9 protein-coding genes are annotated in these 15,259 nt (G+C 68.9%); 7 read left to right on the top strand and 2 right to left on the bottom strand.

The annotated features are described in order from the left end of the window. The first annotated feature begins 125 nt into the window (after positions 1 to 125). Positions 126 to 1,637: an amino acid permease gene (locus ACIRG6_RS27250; RefSeq protein ID WP_403324882.1), complete on the top strand. Its 1,512-nt coding sequence runs from the start codon at positions 126 to 128 to the stop codon at positions 1,635 to 1,637. 88 nt (positions 1,638 to 1,725) lie between these two features. On the opposite strand, the gene ACIRG6_RS27245 is transcribed toward ACIRG6_RS27250, so the two are convergent. Continuing rightward, positions 1,726 to 2,100, bottom strand: coding sequence for a PIN domain-containing protein (locus ACIRG6_RS27245; RefSeq protein WP_239763973.1), 375 nt, complete (start codon positions 2,098 to 2,100; stop codon positions 1,726 to 1,728). A 68-nt stretch (positions 2,101 to 2,168) separates the two neighbouring features. Between ACIRG6_RS27245 and ACIRG6_RS27240 the strand changes: the two genes are divergently transcribed. Continuing rightward, positions 2,169 to 3,185, top strand: a complete 1,017-nt coding sequence (locus ACIRG6_RS27240; RefSeq protein WP_403324881.1) for a hypothetical protein — start codon at positions 2,169 to 2,171, stop codon at positions 3,183 to 3,185. Positions 3,186 to 3,245: 60 nt separating this feature from the next. On the opposite strand, the gene ACIRG6_RS27235 is transcribed toward ACIRG6_RS27240, so the two are convergent. After that, a complete protein-coding gene (locus tag ACIRG6_RS27235) occupies positions 3,246 to 4,346 on the bottom strand; it encodes an LCP family protein (RefSeq protein ID WP_403324880.1) in 1,101 nt (366 codons plus the stop codon). 342 nt (positions 4,347 to 4,688) lie between these two features. On the opposite strand from ACIRG6_RS27235, the gene ACIRG6_RS27230 reads away from it, so the two are divergent. The 5 genes from ACIRG6_RS27230 (at position 4,689) to ACIRG6_RS27210 (ending at position 15,046) form a co-directional block, all read left to right on the top strand. Further along, positions 4,689 to 5,819, top strand: coding sequence for a hypothetical protein (locus ACIRG6_RS27230; RefSeq protein ID WP_364682787.1), 1,131 nt, complete (start codon positions 4,689 to 4,691; stop codon positions 5,817 to 5,819). A gap of 313 nt (positions 5,820 to 6,132) precedes the next feature. Beyond that, the gene (locus tag ACIRG6_RS27225) at positions 6,133 to 7,959 is read left to right on the top strand and encodes a stealth family protein (protein ID WP_364682785.1); all 1,827 of its coding nucleotides are present in this window, start codon (positions 6,133 to 6,135) and stop codon (positions 7,957 to 7,959) included. A 45-nt stretch (positions 7,960 to 8,004) separates the two neighbouring features. Beyond that, entirely contained in the window at positions 8,005 to 10,749 is a 2,745-nt protein-coding gene (locus ACIRG6_RS27220; protein ID WP_403324879.1) for a bifunctional glycosyltransferase/CDP-glycerol:glycerophosphate glycerophosphotransferase, read from the top strand. Between the two features lie 29 nt (positions 10,750 to 10,778). Beyond that, positions 10,779 to 12,254: a glycosyltransferase family 2 protein gene (locus ACIRG6_RS27215; RefSeq protein ID WP_403324878.1), complete on the top strand. Its 1,476-nt coding sequence runs from the start codon at positions 10,779 to 10,781 to the stop codon at positions 12,252 to 12,254. A gap of 50 nt (positions 12,255 to 12,304) precedes the next feature. Continuing rightward, a complete protein-coding gene (locus ACIRG6_RS27210) occupies positions 12,305 to 15,046 on the top strand; it encodes a bifunctional glycosyltransferase/CDP-glycerol:glycerophosphate glycerophosphotransferase (RefSeq protein WP_403324877.1) in 2,742 nt (913 codons plus the stop codon). Positions 15,047 to 15,259 lie beyond the last annotated feature (213 nt).

Raw genomic sequence — 15,259 nt, 5'->3', positions numbered from 1 at the left:
ATGGGCAGGTTCTCCACCCGTTGCAGTGGCGAAACCTGCCCATCCGCGTGAATCCGCTCACGCCCGGGCATACGCACTAGGCCCCCTCACGATCATGTCGAGGACGACAAGCGTCGGAGGTACCCGTGAGCAGCAGTCTTTTCAGGACCAAGCAGATCGAGCAGTCCATCCGGGACACGGAGGAGCCGGAGCACGCGCTCAAGAAGTCCTTGTCCGCGCTGGACCTGACGGTCTTCGGCGTCGGTGTCATCATCGGCACCGGCATCTTCGTGCTGACCGGCACGGTCGCCAAGAACAACGCCGGGCCCGCCGTCGCCCTGGCCTTCGTCGTCGCCGGTGTGGTGTGCGCCCTCGCCGCGCTGTGCTACGCCGAGTTCGCCTCCACGGTCCCGGTGGCCGGCTCCGCTTACACCTTCTCCTACGCCTCGCTCGGCGAACTGCCCGCCTGGATCATCGGCTGGGACCTGGTCCTGGAGTTCGCGCTCGGAACGGCGGTGGTCGCCGTCGGCTGGTCGGGCTACATCCGTTCGTTCATGGACAACGCCGGCTGGCAGTTCCCCGAGGCCCTCGCCGGCCGGGAGGGCGCCGACGGCTTCGGTTTCGACATCCTCGCCGCCGCCCTGGTGCTGGTGCTCACCGGCATCCTCGTTCTCGGCATGAAGCTTTCGGCCCGCATCACCTCGATCGTGGTCGCCATCAAGGTGACCGTCGTCCTCATCGTGATCATCGCGGGCGCCTTCTTCATCAAGGGCTCCAACTACGACCCGTTCGTCCCCGACGAGCAGCCGGTGGAGGCGGGCGGGGGCCTGCACTCCCCGCTGATCCAGCTGATGTTCGGGTGGGCGCCGTCCAACTTCGGCGTGATGGGCATCTTCACCGCCGCGTCCGTCGTCTTCTTCGCCTTCATCGGCTTCGACATCGTCGCCACGGCCGCCGAGGAGACCAGGAACCCGCAGCGCGACATGCCCCGCGGCATCCTCGGCTCCCTGTTCATCTGCACCGTCCTGTACGTCGCCGTCTCGATCGTCGTCACCGGCATGCAGCACTACACCAAGCTGTCCGTCGACGCCCCGCTCGCCGACGCGTTCAAATCCACCGGGCACCCCTTCTTCTCCGGCGTGATCAGTTTCGGCGCCGCCGTCGGCCTGACCACGGTGTGCATGATCCTGCTGCTCGGCCAGACCCGGGTGTTCTTCGCCATGAGCCGCGACGGACTGCTGCCGCGCTTCTTCTCCGTGGTCCACCCGAAGTACCGCACCCCGTACCGGCCGACCATCCTGCTCGGCGTGATCATCGCGATCGTCGCGGGCTTCACCAGCCTGAGCGAGCTCGCCGAACTGGTGAACATCGGCACCCTGTTCGCCTTCGTCGTCGTCGCCATCAGCGTGATCATCCTGCGCCGCACCCGCCCCGACCTGCCGCGCGCCTTCCGCACCCCGCTGGTCCCGCTGCTGCCGATCGTGTCGGTGGCCGCCTCGCTGTGGCTGATGCTGAACCTGCCGGCCGAGACCTGGGTCCGGTTCGGCATCTGGATGGTGATCGGCTTCGTCGTCTACTTCCTCTACGGCCGCACCCACAGCCGCATGGCCCGCGGCGAGGACATCCCGGCCGAGCCGTCCGGACGCAACACTCCGTAGTCACTGCCACAGGCCAGTCCGACCCCGGGTGGACGGGGCGGTGCCGTACCGGCGCACGGCGGTGGAGGGCAGCCCGTAGGCCGGCTGGTCAGACCGGCCTGACCGTCCGGGGACCCGCGACCTCCGCGCCCAGCTCCGTCACCCGGCGGCGCAGCTCGCGGTCCGCCGTCACCAGCAGGACGGGGCGGTCACCGGCCCGTGCGACCAGCTCGACCATGTGGTCGTCCCCGCTGCCGGGCGCCGCCTCCACCCGTACGCCGGGCACGGAGTCCACGCCGCGGGCCGCGCCCTCGACGACGAGGACGATCTCCACCGGGCCGGGACGGCCCGGCACCCCGTCCGCCGCCAGCCGGTCGCGCAACCGCTCCGCGGCCCCGCGCCGGTCACGCCACCATCCGTCGGGCACGGACCCCACGACGTTCGCGCCGTCGACGATCACGAGGAGGGGGCCGCTGTCGCTCATGGGGCCAGGGTCGCACGCAAAGGCACCCGGCCGGAGCGGGCCGGCGGGCGGCGGCATAAAATGATCAGGTGAACGGCGAGTGGCTCATACGCGGCCGGGACGGCCGACTCAGCGTCTACCTGGTCACCCAGGACGCTGTCCTGTGCCGTGCGGAGCAGGTGCCCGGCGGCGCCTGGGACGCCCCGCGCAGGATGGGCGGGGACCAGCGACTGCACCCCGGCCTGGCGGTCGGCCAGGGCGCCGACTCCTACGCGCACCTGGTCGCCTGGCGGCCCACGGTGCCCGGCGAGTCGGGCCTGGTGCACTCCACCCACTTCCGGCCGCTGCTGGCGGCCCTGGACTGGGAGCCCGTGGGCCACCCGAACGGCAAGGGGGACCGCACCGGCAGGCCCGCCGTCGCGGTCGACCCCCAGGGCCGCGCGCATGTCTTCGTGCGCAACGCCGCCGGCGGGCTCGGCATGCGGGCCCAGAAGCAGAAGGGCGGCTGGGGCCCGTGGCGTGACCTCAAGGGCGCCGAGCTGCAGGACTCGCCCGTCGCGGTGGCGGGCAGGACCGGGCGCATCGAGGCGTACGCGGCCGGTGCCGGCACGATCCTGCACTGGCGCCAGGAGGCGCCCGGCACCGAGTTCCAGCTGGTCGACGCGGTGGAGGCCACCGCCCGCCCCGACACCCTGCGCGCCCTGGCCACCTCCGACGAGAACACCACGCTGTTCTTCACCGACGCGTCCGGCACCCTCTGCGCGTGGCGCCCCGGCACCGGTCCCGTGCCCGTGCTCCCGGCGGCGGGCCCCGGCCCGGTCGCGGCCGTCCGCTGCGAACTCGACGGCCACGACTGCACGGTGCTGGCCCAGTGCACGCCCTCGGGCCGGGTCGCCTTCGCGGCGTACCCCAGCGAGCAGGAGTCCTCCGGGGCGTCCTGGACGGAGTCCGGGCCGGTGCTGCCGGCCGACGCGGGTGTGGCCCTGGCCCTGGACGGCGACGGCCGGCTGGTGGCGGCCATCCTGTCCCCGTCCACCGGGCAGCTCCTGCTCACCCGGCGCACGGACGAACCCGGTCTGGCCCTCGCGCCCTGGCAGGCCGTCTGACGGAAACAGAGCCCCCGGCCCCGCCGCTTTCCCGAGTGGACGGCGGCGGGGCCGGCCGGTTCAGGAAGCGCCGCCGGTCGCGGGTGACTTCGTGGCCGACTCCGGGATCTCGTCGTCGCTGCGGATCGCCTTCCACAGCGTCGACGCCTGCGGCTCGGCGGCCACTACCCGGTTGTGGTCGATCTTGTCGTACGCCACCGGAAGCATGATCGTGTCCATGGTCGACGGGTCGACGCCGTTCAGACTGCGGCCGAAGTCCGCCAGTGCGGTGAGCGAGGCGAGTTCGGAGTCGGTGGTGAGAGCCGCGGTGAGCGTGTCGGCGATCTTGTACGTCTTGGTCGGGCTGCCCAGCAGGTCCTGCTTCTTGATCTCGCCGAGCAGCGCGATCATGAACTCCTGCTGGAGGCCGATGCGCCCGAGGTCGCTGCCGTCGCCGATGCCGTGCCGGGTGCGCACGAACTGCAGGGACTCGGTGCCGTTCAGACGGTGGGTACCGGCGGTCAGGTCCAGGCCGCTGGAGCTGTCGTGGATGTCCTGGTCGACGGTGACGGTGACGCCGCCGATCGCGTCCACCAGGTCCTTGAAGCCGGCGAAGTCGATCTCCACGTAGTGGTCCATGCGTACGCCGGACATCTTCTCGACCGTCTTGACCACGCAGGCCGGACCGACCTGCGAGTAGATGGAGTTGAACATCACACGCTCGGCCGAGGCCACCTCGGAGCCGTCCGACTTGGTGCAGTCGGGGCGGGTCACCAGGGTGTCACGCGGGATGCTGACGGCGACGGCCTTCGTGCGGCCCTCGGGTATGTGCATCACCAGTGCCGTGTCCGAACGGGCCCCGGCGACCTTGCCGGTGTTCAACTCGGCGTTGTCACCGGCGCGCGAGTCGGAGCCGAGGATCAGGATGTTCTGCCCGGAGGTGGGCAGCTTCTCCGGGCGGTCCTTGCCGATCGCGTCGTTGATGTCGACGCCGTTGATGTTGCCGTCCAGGTCGCTGTAGAGCCAGTAGGCGGTACCGCCGAGCGCGAGGACGAGAACGAGCAGGGAGAGAAGCACGATGCGGCCGGTGCGGCGCTTCTTCTTCTGAGCTCTGCGATTGCCGCGTTTGCCGGGCGGGGAATGAGGGGCAGGCGGCACAGGGGTGCTCAGGTCGTGGCTCACGGCGGGGTCCTCGCAACTCGTGCCCGAAGGGCAAGGGCAGCAGGCCGCTCCCGTGAGGGGCCGGGTCGGTGCTGCTCGGCTGACGCTTGGTTGGCACTGAACTATAGACGCGCACTCGAGCACCGGTGCGGGCTGTGTGTCCGGTTGTTCGCCCTGGCGAGGACGGCGGACCACCCCGGCCCGAGTGGCTCCGTCCGCCGCTGGATCCGTTCCGGAGGCTGTGACCTGAGGCCCCTGAGGTGCCGACGGAGCAGCGGGACACGTGTTCGGACGTGCTTATGATGTGGCGAATTCTGGAGTCATCTGTGGGCACCGGGCCTGGGGCGGGAAGGGACGGCACACATGCGCGGCAGAGGTGCGCAGGCGGTGGACCGGCGGTCCCGGGGCGGTGCCGAGGCCGAGGTCCGGCCCCAGAGAGCGTCCGTGACGGCGGTGGCCACGGGATCGTGGCTGCTGCGCGGGAACGACGACCGCCTCGCCGTGTACGCGCTCGTCGAAGGCGGTGTGCACCGTTGGACGGAGACCGCGGTCGGCAGCGGGCGCTGGAGCGGGCCGGACTTCTTCCCCGCTGCCGGGCTGACCGGTCTCACCGTCGCCCAGGGGGCCAATCGCTACGCGCACTTCATCGGGCGCCGGGAGAAGCGAGCGGACGGGGGCGCGACGAAGGTCGACCTGCTCTACGCCGTGCAGTACCAGTCGGCCCGGACGCTGGGGGAGTGGCGTTCCCTCGGTAACCCGTACCGCGACCCGAGGGATGCCGCGGCACTCGGCATGCCGACCGCCGCCGTCGACGGACAGGGCACGGTCCACGTCTTCGTCTCCGGCGGCCCCGGCGGGGTGATGCTCCGGCGCGAATCCAGGAGCGGGGCGTGGGAGGCGTGGAAGGACCTGCGCGGGGGCGCGGTCGCGGGCGGGCTGACCGCTGCGGCGACTTCTGCCGGCCTGGTCGAAGTCCTCGCGCCGGGGCACCGGTCGGTCATGCGCTGGGTGCAGACGGAGCAGGGAGCGGACCTGCGCCGGGCGCAGGATCTCGTACCCGCTCCGGTGCCCGGCTCGGCCGCGCTCCTGGAGACCGCTCCCGGGGTGTTCACCGCGTACTGGTCCGAGCAGAGCGGGACGGGTGTCTATGCGCAGCGGCCCGGCGAGTGGGCCTTCCCCGCGGGCGGGGCTCCCGGAGAGGGCTCCCACGCCACGGTCCGTGCCGGCGTCGACGGCTACGACTGTACGGTCCTCGCCCACCGGGGACGTACGGGGACAGCTGTGCTCGGCGTCTGCGGCACCGGTGAGGAAGCCGGCGGGCTCTGGTGGACCGACACAGGTGTCGCCTGCGTCGGCACTCCGGCGCTCGCGCTGGACGGACGGGGCCGGGTCGTCATGGCGGCGGTCGCCGCGGACGGCGCTGTCCTGGTGAATCGGCAGCGGCCTGAACCCGGGCTCACCCTGTCCGACTGGGACCGCCTGCCGGGGACCTGAGTCTGCGTCGGCACAGCTCGACGAGGCCTGTCAACTTACGAGCCGTCAGTACACCAGAGCCCCTCGGAAGTCCAGGGCGGGAAAGGTTGTACCGCTCATCCGTGATGATCGTCACGCGTCACAACCTGTCCACGTGCTGTCCCGACCTGGACTTTTAGGAAACCATTATGTGAAAGTTTGATGGGTTGCCGATGTGTGGCGATCGCAGCAGTTCGGGCCGATGAGTCCCTACCGCTGGTGACGCGAGCTTCTTCCTCTTCCAGGGCCCCCGCAGTGAGGTGTGCGACATCCTTGGAAGGCGGAGCTGCTGGGTATGGATGGTGGATGCCTCGTGGGTGGCTCGGACAACCCTGAAGCCGGTGCGCTGATCTCGGCGTACCGCTCTGCGGTCCCGACCGGCGCGAGGCAACGCATCGTCCGGAGGGTGCCGACCCCGGTCCGCAAAGCGGTGAAGTCCTCGCTCACCGCCGCCGACTCCGTGCGCTCCGCCACGGTGGTCTGGGCGATGGGGGGCAAGCGGAAGGCTCCCCGGCACAGCAACGCCTACAGCCAGCGGGTCGTCCGCGTCGGCCGCCGCCACATGCGCGTGCTGCTGGTCGAGGGGGCGACGGACTGGGCGGCCCGCGCCCGCAACCTGAACATCGTGGTCTCCGTTCTGGAGGCGGCGGGCATCGACTACTTCTGTGTGCGGGGCACGAACAGCGGACTGCCGACCGTCGCCGTCCCGGCCGCATCCCGTCCACTGGTCGAGGAACTGCTCCAGATGGCCTTCGAGCAGGCCCCTGGCTACGTGGGACCGGCCGGCGGCAACGAGGCCCGCATGGAGCCCGGCGGCGAGGAGCGGTCGTGGCGGCAGCTGCGCAACCACAAGGTGCTGCGGCTTGCCTGGTACGTGTGCGACCCGACCCAGCAGCTGGTTTTCGGTGCGGCCTCCGGATGTGATCTCGAGGTGTGGACGGAGCGGGACGGGGAGCTGCGGGCTCCGCGTCCCAACCGGGTCATCGACGCGGTTCCGGCGAGCGCTCCGCGCAAGTCGGCACCGCAGAGTCTCTTCAGCCCGATACCTCCCGCGTATCACACGGGGGACGCCAGGACGCTGGCCGAGTTCGCCGTGCCGCTCCCCGAGGATCACCAATTCCCCATCGACGTCGTCTACACCTGGGTCGACGACTCGGATCCGGTCTGGCGGGCGTCGCGCGACCGTGCGCGGCAGGGGTTCTCCGCGGACGGGCTCCATGAGCAGGCGGCGAACGACTCGCGGTACACCAGCCGTGACGAACTGCGCTACTCGCTGCGGTCGCTCCACCAGAACGCACCCTGGGTGCGCAACATCTATCTCGTGACGGCCGGACAGGTCCCCGCCTGGCTCCATGCGCAGCACGCGAACCTCCGGGTGGTGGACCACCGGGAGATCTTCTCCGACCCCGCCGCCCTGCCGACGTTCAACTCGCATGCCATCGAGAGCCAGCTGCACCATATTCCGGGACTCTCGGAGTTCTTCCTCTACTTGAACGACGACGTCTTCTTCGGGCGCCCGGTGACGCCTGCACACTTCTTCCACCCGAACGGTCTCACCAAGTTCTTCACCTCACCTGCGCTGATACCGGGAGGCGGCGTCTCGCCGACCGATCTCCCGGTCAATGCCGCGGGCAAGAACAGCCGCTGGCTCATTGCCCAGAAATTCGGTACCGCCATATCCCAGAAGATGAAGCACACACCGCATGCGCTTCGCAGGAGCGTGCTGCAGGAGATCGAGGAGACGTTCCCGGAGGAGCACACGGCAACCCAGCATTCCCGTTTCCGTTCCCCCGCGGACGTACCGATCGCCTCGTCGCTGCACCACTATTTCGCGTACCACTCCGCACGGGCCACGGTGGGCGACATCCAGTACCGGTACATCGACCTCTCGGCCGACCTGGCAGAGCGGCGCCTGAACACGTTGCTCGCCAACCGGAACATGGACACCTTCTGCCTGAACGACACGGTGGAATCGGCTGACCCGGAAGCTCAGCGCGAGATGCTGAAACGATTCCTCGATGCCTATTTCCCGGTGCCGAGTCCTTACGAGGCAGCCGAGTACGAGCATGCCCTCGAGCGGGATGCCGAGCCGGAGAGGAGCATCCATGCCGCCGGCCGATGACCTTCCCTTCCCTGTCACGCCGCCTGCGAGTGAGTTCCGCCGCACATGAATCCCTATGACGTCACGTTGGTCGTGCCGGTCTACAACGTGGAGCAGTACCTCCAGGAGTGTCTGGACTCCATCGAGGCGCAGACGGTGTTCGAACGCTGCGAGGTCCTGCTCGTCGACAACGGCAGTACGGACGGCTCCTACCGACTCTGTGCCGAGTTCGCCCGCCGGCACGCCAACACCACGGTGCTGGTGCGCCGGGGCGGCGGCGCGGGAGCGGCCCGCAACCTCGGCATGGACCGGGCCACCAGTCCGCGTATCACGTTCTGCGATTCCGACGACGTGCTCCCGCCCACCGCGCTCGAACGCATGCTGGACGCCTCCCTGGCGACCGGTGCACAGGTCGTGGTGGGCGCGATGGAGACATTTCCGAAGCCGACCAACTGGGCCTGGAAGGACCACTTCGGGAAGGGTGACCGGACCTTCGGCAGCATTGCCGAGGCGCCCGAACTGGTGCACAGCGCAAGCGCCTGCAACAAGCTCTTCGACCTCTCCTACCTGCGCTCTCACGGCATCCGTTTCGCGGAAGGCGTCCACTTCGAGGATGCCTACGTCGGAGTCTCCGCGCTCGTTCTCGCCACCCGGCTCGCCCTGGTCGACGCCTGTGTCTACCGGTACCGCAAGCGCGCCGCCGGGAACTCGACGATGGACGCGATCTGGACGCGGCGGCAGAACTACTGGGACCACCTCCTGCTCGTGGAGTACCTGCACCGACTGGGCGCGGGCCTCCCGCAGTCGTCGAAAGCCGTGCTCGACCTCTTCCTGGTACGGAGCTACCAGGGGTTCGCGCTCCGGGCACCCGACCTCTTCCAGGGGGCGGAGCTGGAGGACATCTACTCGCGGTGCCGCGCGGTCTACTGGGACGTCCCGCCCGACGTGGTCCTCACGGCCACCGCGGACGCGCGCCATCGCGTGGCCTATCTCGCTTTCCTCACCGGGGACTTCGGCCTCTTCGCGGACCGGGCGGCCAGACTGCACAAGCTCTCCGTCCGCGACGGCCGCCCGTACCTCATCGGCGGACTGCCGGACGAGTTTTCCCCGCTGGCGCAGGCCACGCCGTTCACCGCGCATCTGGAGCACGTCCGCAGGGTGCCGGGTACCGGGACGCTGCGGCTCTCCGGACGGTTCGAGGTCAGCGGCATGCCCATGGCCGGGCCCTTGGCCGGGCACCTCGGCCTGCGTGTCAGGGGGAGCCGCCTCAGCGTCCCCGCCACGCAGGTCCGCAGGCGGGATCTGAAGAACACGAGGCCCGACACGGAGTGGGGCGGCTTCACCGCCGACCTGCCCCTCGAGGCCCTGCGGCAGGGTGTCCACGACCTCGAGTTCGTCCTGGACACCGAGGGCGGCCAGGCGGTGACCCCGTGCCTCGTCGCCGCGGGGTACCTGCGCGGGGCTCGCGTCGTCGAGCACGGCCGGACACGGGTGGTGCCGCACTGGAAGGGAAAGAACCGGGCCATCCTGATGGTCTCCGGCCCGGCCCGCCGGCTCACCGGGCGCGGCATCCTGGGAAGCCTCCTCGTCAAGGACGCCAAGCACGTGCTGCGCCGTCGGCCGTTCTGGAAGCAGCGTCTGGTACGGCTGCTCACCAAACCGCTGAAACCGCTGCTCCTCGGCCGGGACATCTGGCTGTTCGGTGAGCGGGGCGACACAGCGCAGGACAACAGCCGGCACCTGTTCCGGCACGTGCGCACCGCCGGGCAGCGGCGCGGGGCGTACTACGTCATCCGGGCCGGCAGCCCGGACCGAGCCCACCTGGCGGGCCTCGGGCACGTTGTCGCGCACAGCTCCTGGAAGCACAAGCTGTTGATGCTGCACGCGTCCGCGCTGGTCAACGCCTATGACATCGACACCTACATGCTGCCCGACGGCTGGGACCGGACCCGCTACCTCAAACACCTGAACTGGCGTGTGGGCGCCCGCCGGGTCTTCCTCCAGCACGGTGTGACGGACAAGGACGTCAGCAAGGGCCTGCACCGCAACCGCACGGGCGTCGACCTCATCCTCGCGGTGAGCCGGCACGAGGGACGTTTCCTGTCGGAGGAACTCGGCTACGAGGGACAGGTCGAGGTCACCGGCTTCCCCCGTTTTGACGCGCTGGTCCCCGCTCGCGGCGGCCGCACCATCCTGTTCATGCCGACGTGGCGCGCCTATCTGACCGTCGCCTCGTACAGCCGTGACGGCGGAGGACGCGAGGCGCGACAGGCCATGCGCGACCGGTTCCTCGCCTCCACCTACCGGGACTTCATGGTCCGCTTCCTGAACCACCCGGATCTGCTGGCCGCCCTGGACCGGTACGACTACGCCCTGGAGTTCCTGCCCCACTACGAGATGCGTGCGATGGTCGGGGAGATGGTGCCGGACCGGGATCGCGTCCGGATCGTCGACCAGAACGAGGTCAGCGTGCAGGACGCCATGCGGCACTGCGATCTCTTCGTCACGGACTGGTCGTCCACCGCCTTCGACGTCGCCTACCTCGGAACTCCTCTGGTCTACGCGCAGTTCGATGCCGAGGAGTACTGGGACGGGCATTACCAGAAGGGCTATTTCGACGCCCGCCGGGACGGATTCGGGCCGGTCGGTGAAAGCGTCGAAGAGGTGGTGGGCGAAGTAGTCCGCTACATGCGGGGAGGGTGCGTCAGGGAGCCCGAGTACCTGCGGCGGGTGGAGGAGTTCTTCGAGTACCGGGACCAACAGAACAATGTGAGGTCGTCGGAAGCGATCGATCGTCTCGTTCGGGGTTGAATCAATGATGTGGTGTGCCAGGAGGAAGTATGTCCCAAGCCAACCGTGACGTGACAGTCGTCGTTCCGTTCCGCGACGTCCAGAATTTCTTCGCCGAATTTCTGCAGTCGGTGGCCGCACAGACGGCTTTCGCGCGTGCCCATGTGATCCTCGTCGACAACGGCAGCAGTGATCAGTCGGTGGCGATCGCCGGCGAATTCGCCGGCCGGCACCCCAACGTCGACCTGGTCTCGCAGCCTCTGGGCCGGGCCGGCGACGCACGCAATATGGGCATGGACATGGCGGTGACGCCGTACATCGTGTTCTGGGACGCCGACGACATCGTGCCCGAACGGTCCCTGGAAGTGCTGCGGAACACCATCGTCAAAACCAGGGCCACGGTCGTCGTGGGCCGTGAGAAGCACCTCCCGAAGCCGGTCAAGGCCCCGTGGCACAAGTACTTCGGCAAGAGCGTCAAGACGGTGGGCAGCGTCGTCGACGTCCCTGACCTGATCCACTCCGCATCCTGCTGGAACAAGATCTTCGATCTCGACCTACTGCGCTCCCAGGGGATCCGGTTCGGGACCGGTACCGCCTTCGAGGACGCCTATGTCTCGCTGCCCGCGCTGCTGCTGTCGGAGCGCATCGCGCTGGTCGACGCTCCGGTCTACGAGTACCGCAGGCGCGGCGACGGCACCTCTGTCATGGACACCATCTGGGATCTGCCGCAGAACTACGCCGACCAGCTGGTGATGCTGGAGTACCTCGCGGGTATGCGTCAGGGACTGACGCCGTACGAGCAGGAGGCGCTGGAGCGGTTCCTCATTCGCAGCATGCAGGGTTTCCTGCTGAGAGCGCCTCAGGTCTTCGGTGAAGCCGACTGCCGGCAGCTCTTCGAGCGCTGCCGCACGCTCTACTGGGGCATCACCTCGGAGCAGTTCGCCCGCAGCACGCACGACACCAGGCACCGGCTCCCCTATCTCGCGCTGCACTTCGGGGACTTCGACCTCTTCTACCGTCCGGCTTCCGTTCTCGGTTCCGTCTTCGGCCGTGAAGGGGACCTGTACATCGACTACCCGGGGACGTCCTGGGGGCTGCCCCTCACCAAGGTCACATCCGTTCCCGCCCGGATCGAGGGCGTCTCCGCCGGCGAGGGTGGGACGGCGGTGGTCCACGGCCGCTTCTCGGTCAACGGGCTCCCCGACGAAGTGCTGGCCAAGCTGGAACTGCAGGTCTGGTTCGAGCGGAGCGGCAAGACGCTTCCGGCGGTGAACCACGGGCAGGCGCACGACGGGCCGGGCCAGGCGGGGGCCGTCTTCAGCGTCGCCGTCGACCCCCGGGAGTTCCCGGCCGGCTCCTTCCCCGTCCGTCTGGTGCTCTGTACCCGGGGCAGGGACGTCTCGCGGCCCTGCGCCGTCTCCCCGTCGCTGGTCCCACAGCAGCCCGCCAACGGGTTCCACGGTCTCGCGCGCATCACCGCCGAAGGCGGGAACGCCCAACTCGTCATCGAGTCCGCCCAGCACTGATCAGGGGCCGCTCCAGAAATGGGGTATTCGTCAGAAATCAGGAGTCAAACGTGTTCGATCCCCTCTACGCCGTCGCTGTCGTCGTGCCCATCTTCAACGTGGAGAGATATCTCCAGGAGTGCCTGGACTCGCTGGCCGGCCAGACGATGTTCGACCGCTGTCAGGTGATCTTGGTCGACAACGGCAGCAGTGACAGCTCGGCCGCCATTGCCGCGCAGTTCGCCGCACAGCATCAGAACGTGTGGGCGTTCGTGCATCCCGAGGGGAAGGCCGGCGGGGCCAGGAACGCGGGAATGGACATGGTCAGCGCCCGCTACATCACGTTCTGCGACTCCGACGACGTATTGCCCGAAGATGCCCTGGAAACCATGTGGCGAACTGCGGTGAAGGAGCGTGTTCCGCTCACCATCGGGCGGATGGAGACCTTCCCGGAGGAGACCAAGTGGCCCTGGCTCCGCTACTTCGGGAAGAGTGTCCAGGTGCATCCCGGAATCGAGAACATCCCCGAGATGATTCACGGCGGAAGCGCCTGCCACAAGCTTTTCGACGTCGAGTTCATTCGCGCGAACAACATCCGGTTCCGCGAAGGGGTGCACTTCGAGGACGCGTTCTTCTCGGTTCCCGCCATGCTGCTCGCGGACCGCATCGCGATGGTGCCGAGCACGGTCTACAAGTACCGCAAGCGTGCCGCCGAGGACTCCACGATGGACAAGTTGTGGGAGCGCACGGAGAATTACTGGGACCACCTCCTTCTGGAGGAGTACCTCATGACGCTCCGTTCCCGCCTTTCGGGACACCGGCAGGAGGTCCTCAACCGGTTCCTGGTGCGCAGCTACCAGGGGTTCGCCCTGCGCGCGCCGCAGGTCCTGCCCGAGGACGAGCTGTTCCGGCTCTTCCAGCGGGCCCGCGCCGTCTACACGCTGGTGACGCCCGACGCGGTGCTGGCCTCCACCCACGACACCCGTCATCGAGTGCCGTTCCTGGCGATGTACATGAACTGGTACGAGCTCTTCGCGCGCCCGGAGCAGGCGATCAGCGGTGTGTACGGACGCGGTGGAGACCTCTACCTCGATGTCGCGGTGCCGAGCGCGCTGCTCCCGCTGACGAAGGTCTCCGCCACCAGCGTGCACGTGGAGCGGATCCAGGCGGACCCCGACTCCGGCGGCATCGTGGTGGCCGGCCGGTTCGTGCTCAACGGACTCCCGATGAGCCACCCCATGCGCAATCCCCTGCAGTTGTGGGTGGAGAAGAGCGGTCAGATGGTGACCGCGCGGCAGGTGTGGCGCAGTGACCTGCTGGCAACGCGTGACGACCTCGCCTGGGGCGGCTTCGAGGCGGTCGTCGAGGCAGGCGCCCTCAAGGACGGTGAGTTCCCGCTGAAGCTGGTGTTCTGCACCTCGGGCCGCGATGTCTCGCGTCCGTGCATGACCACCACCGCGATGCTGCGCAGCGCCCGGCCCATGAAGATCGCGGACCGCTGGGTCCTCCCGCTGTCGAAGGGCAAGGACAACTCCGTCCTGGTCGTCCGGGAGGCGCAGGGCCGGGACGGCGACAGAGCCTGGGAGGAGTTCCTCGAGGGTCTGGACGAGGAGCAGAAGAAGCGCAAGGCGCCCTTCTGGCGTGCCCGCGCCATCCGGCGGGCCACGCTCGCGTTCTTCCGGCGCAAGGAGATATGGCTGATCGGCGAGCGCAAGGACACCGCACAGGACAACAGCCTGCACCTGTTCACGTATCTGCGCACGCACGAGCGCCGCCGGAAGGCCTACTACGTCATCGAGAAGAACAGCGCCGACCGGGCCAAGCTGAAGCGCCTGGGGAACGTGGTCGCGCACAGTTCCTGGAAGCACAAGCTGCTCATGCTGCACGCGTCGCTGCTCATCAACGCCTACGACATCGACTCGTACATGCTGCCCGACGGCTGGGACCGCACCAAGTACCTCAAGCACCTCAACTGGCGCGTCGGGGCTCGGAGGGTCTTCCTCCAGCACGGCGTCACCGACGAGGACGGCAGTAAGGCCCTGCACCGCAACCGGACCGGCGTGGACCTCGTGTTCGCGACCAGCGACCGGGAGGCCCAGTACTTCTCCGAGCACATGCACTACGGAGAGCAGGCGAAGGCGCTGGGCTTCCCGCGCTTCGACGCGCTGCAGCCGGACCGCGGCCGACGGCGTGTCCTGCTGATGCCCACCTGGCGCAAGTACCTGACGGTTCCCTCCTACCTCCAGCAGGACGGTGCCGACAAGAACGCGGTCGACGAGATCTTCCGGGAGTCGACCTACCGGGAGTTCATGGTGCAGTTGCTGCGCCACCCGAAGCTGATGGAGGCGCTGGAGTACTACGACTACGTGCTCGATTTCCTTCCGCACTACGAGATGCGGAACATGATCGACGGTGTCGTACCGGACCACCCCCGGGTGCAGCGCCTGGACCAGACGAAGGTCAGCGTTCAGACGGCCCTGCGCCAGTGCGACCTGTTCATCACCGACTGGTCCTCCGTCCACTTCGACATGGCCTATCTCGGCACGCCGCTCGTCTACGCCCGGTTCGACCCCGACGAGTACTGGGCCAAGCACGCCAGGAAGGGGTACTTCGAGGCGGCGCACGACGGGTTCGGACCGGTGTGCGGCAACGTCGAGGAGGTGGTGACCGAAGTGATCCGCTACCTCAGCAACGGGTGTGTGCGCGAGCCGGAGTACGACTACCGGGCACGCGCGTTCTTCGCCTTCGAGGACCGCGACAACTGTGCCCGGGCGACAGCCGCGATCGCGGAACTCGCGGCCTCGGACGTGTAGGGCCCCGCCTCACCGGCCGCGGCAAGGCGTCACCGTACCGATCAGGACATGAGGGTCGGAGCTGAGACGCATGCCGCGGCACGAGGTCGGTGCTCCAGCCGAAAGGGGCGTGGGGGGGGGGGGGGGGCGGCGGCCCCCCCCCCCCCCCCCCCCCCCCCCCCCCCCCCCCCCCCCCCCCGCCCCCACCCCCCCCCCCCCGCCCCCCCCCCCCCC

Origin of the sequence: Streptomyces flaveolus, assembly GCF_044765825.1 — a bacterium.
Classification (GTDB): domain Bacteria; phylum Actinomycetota; class Actinomycetes; order Streptomycetales; family Streptomycetaceae; genus Streptomyces; species Streptomyces flaveolus.
This window is presented reverse-complemented; position numbering and strand designations above follow the sequence as displayed.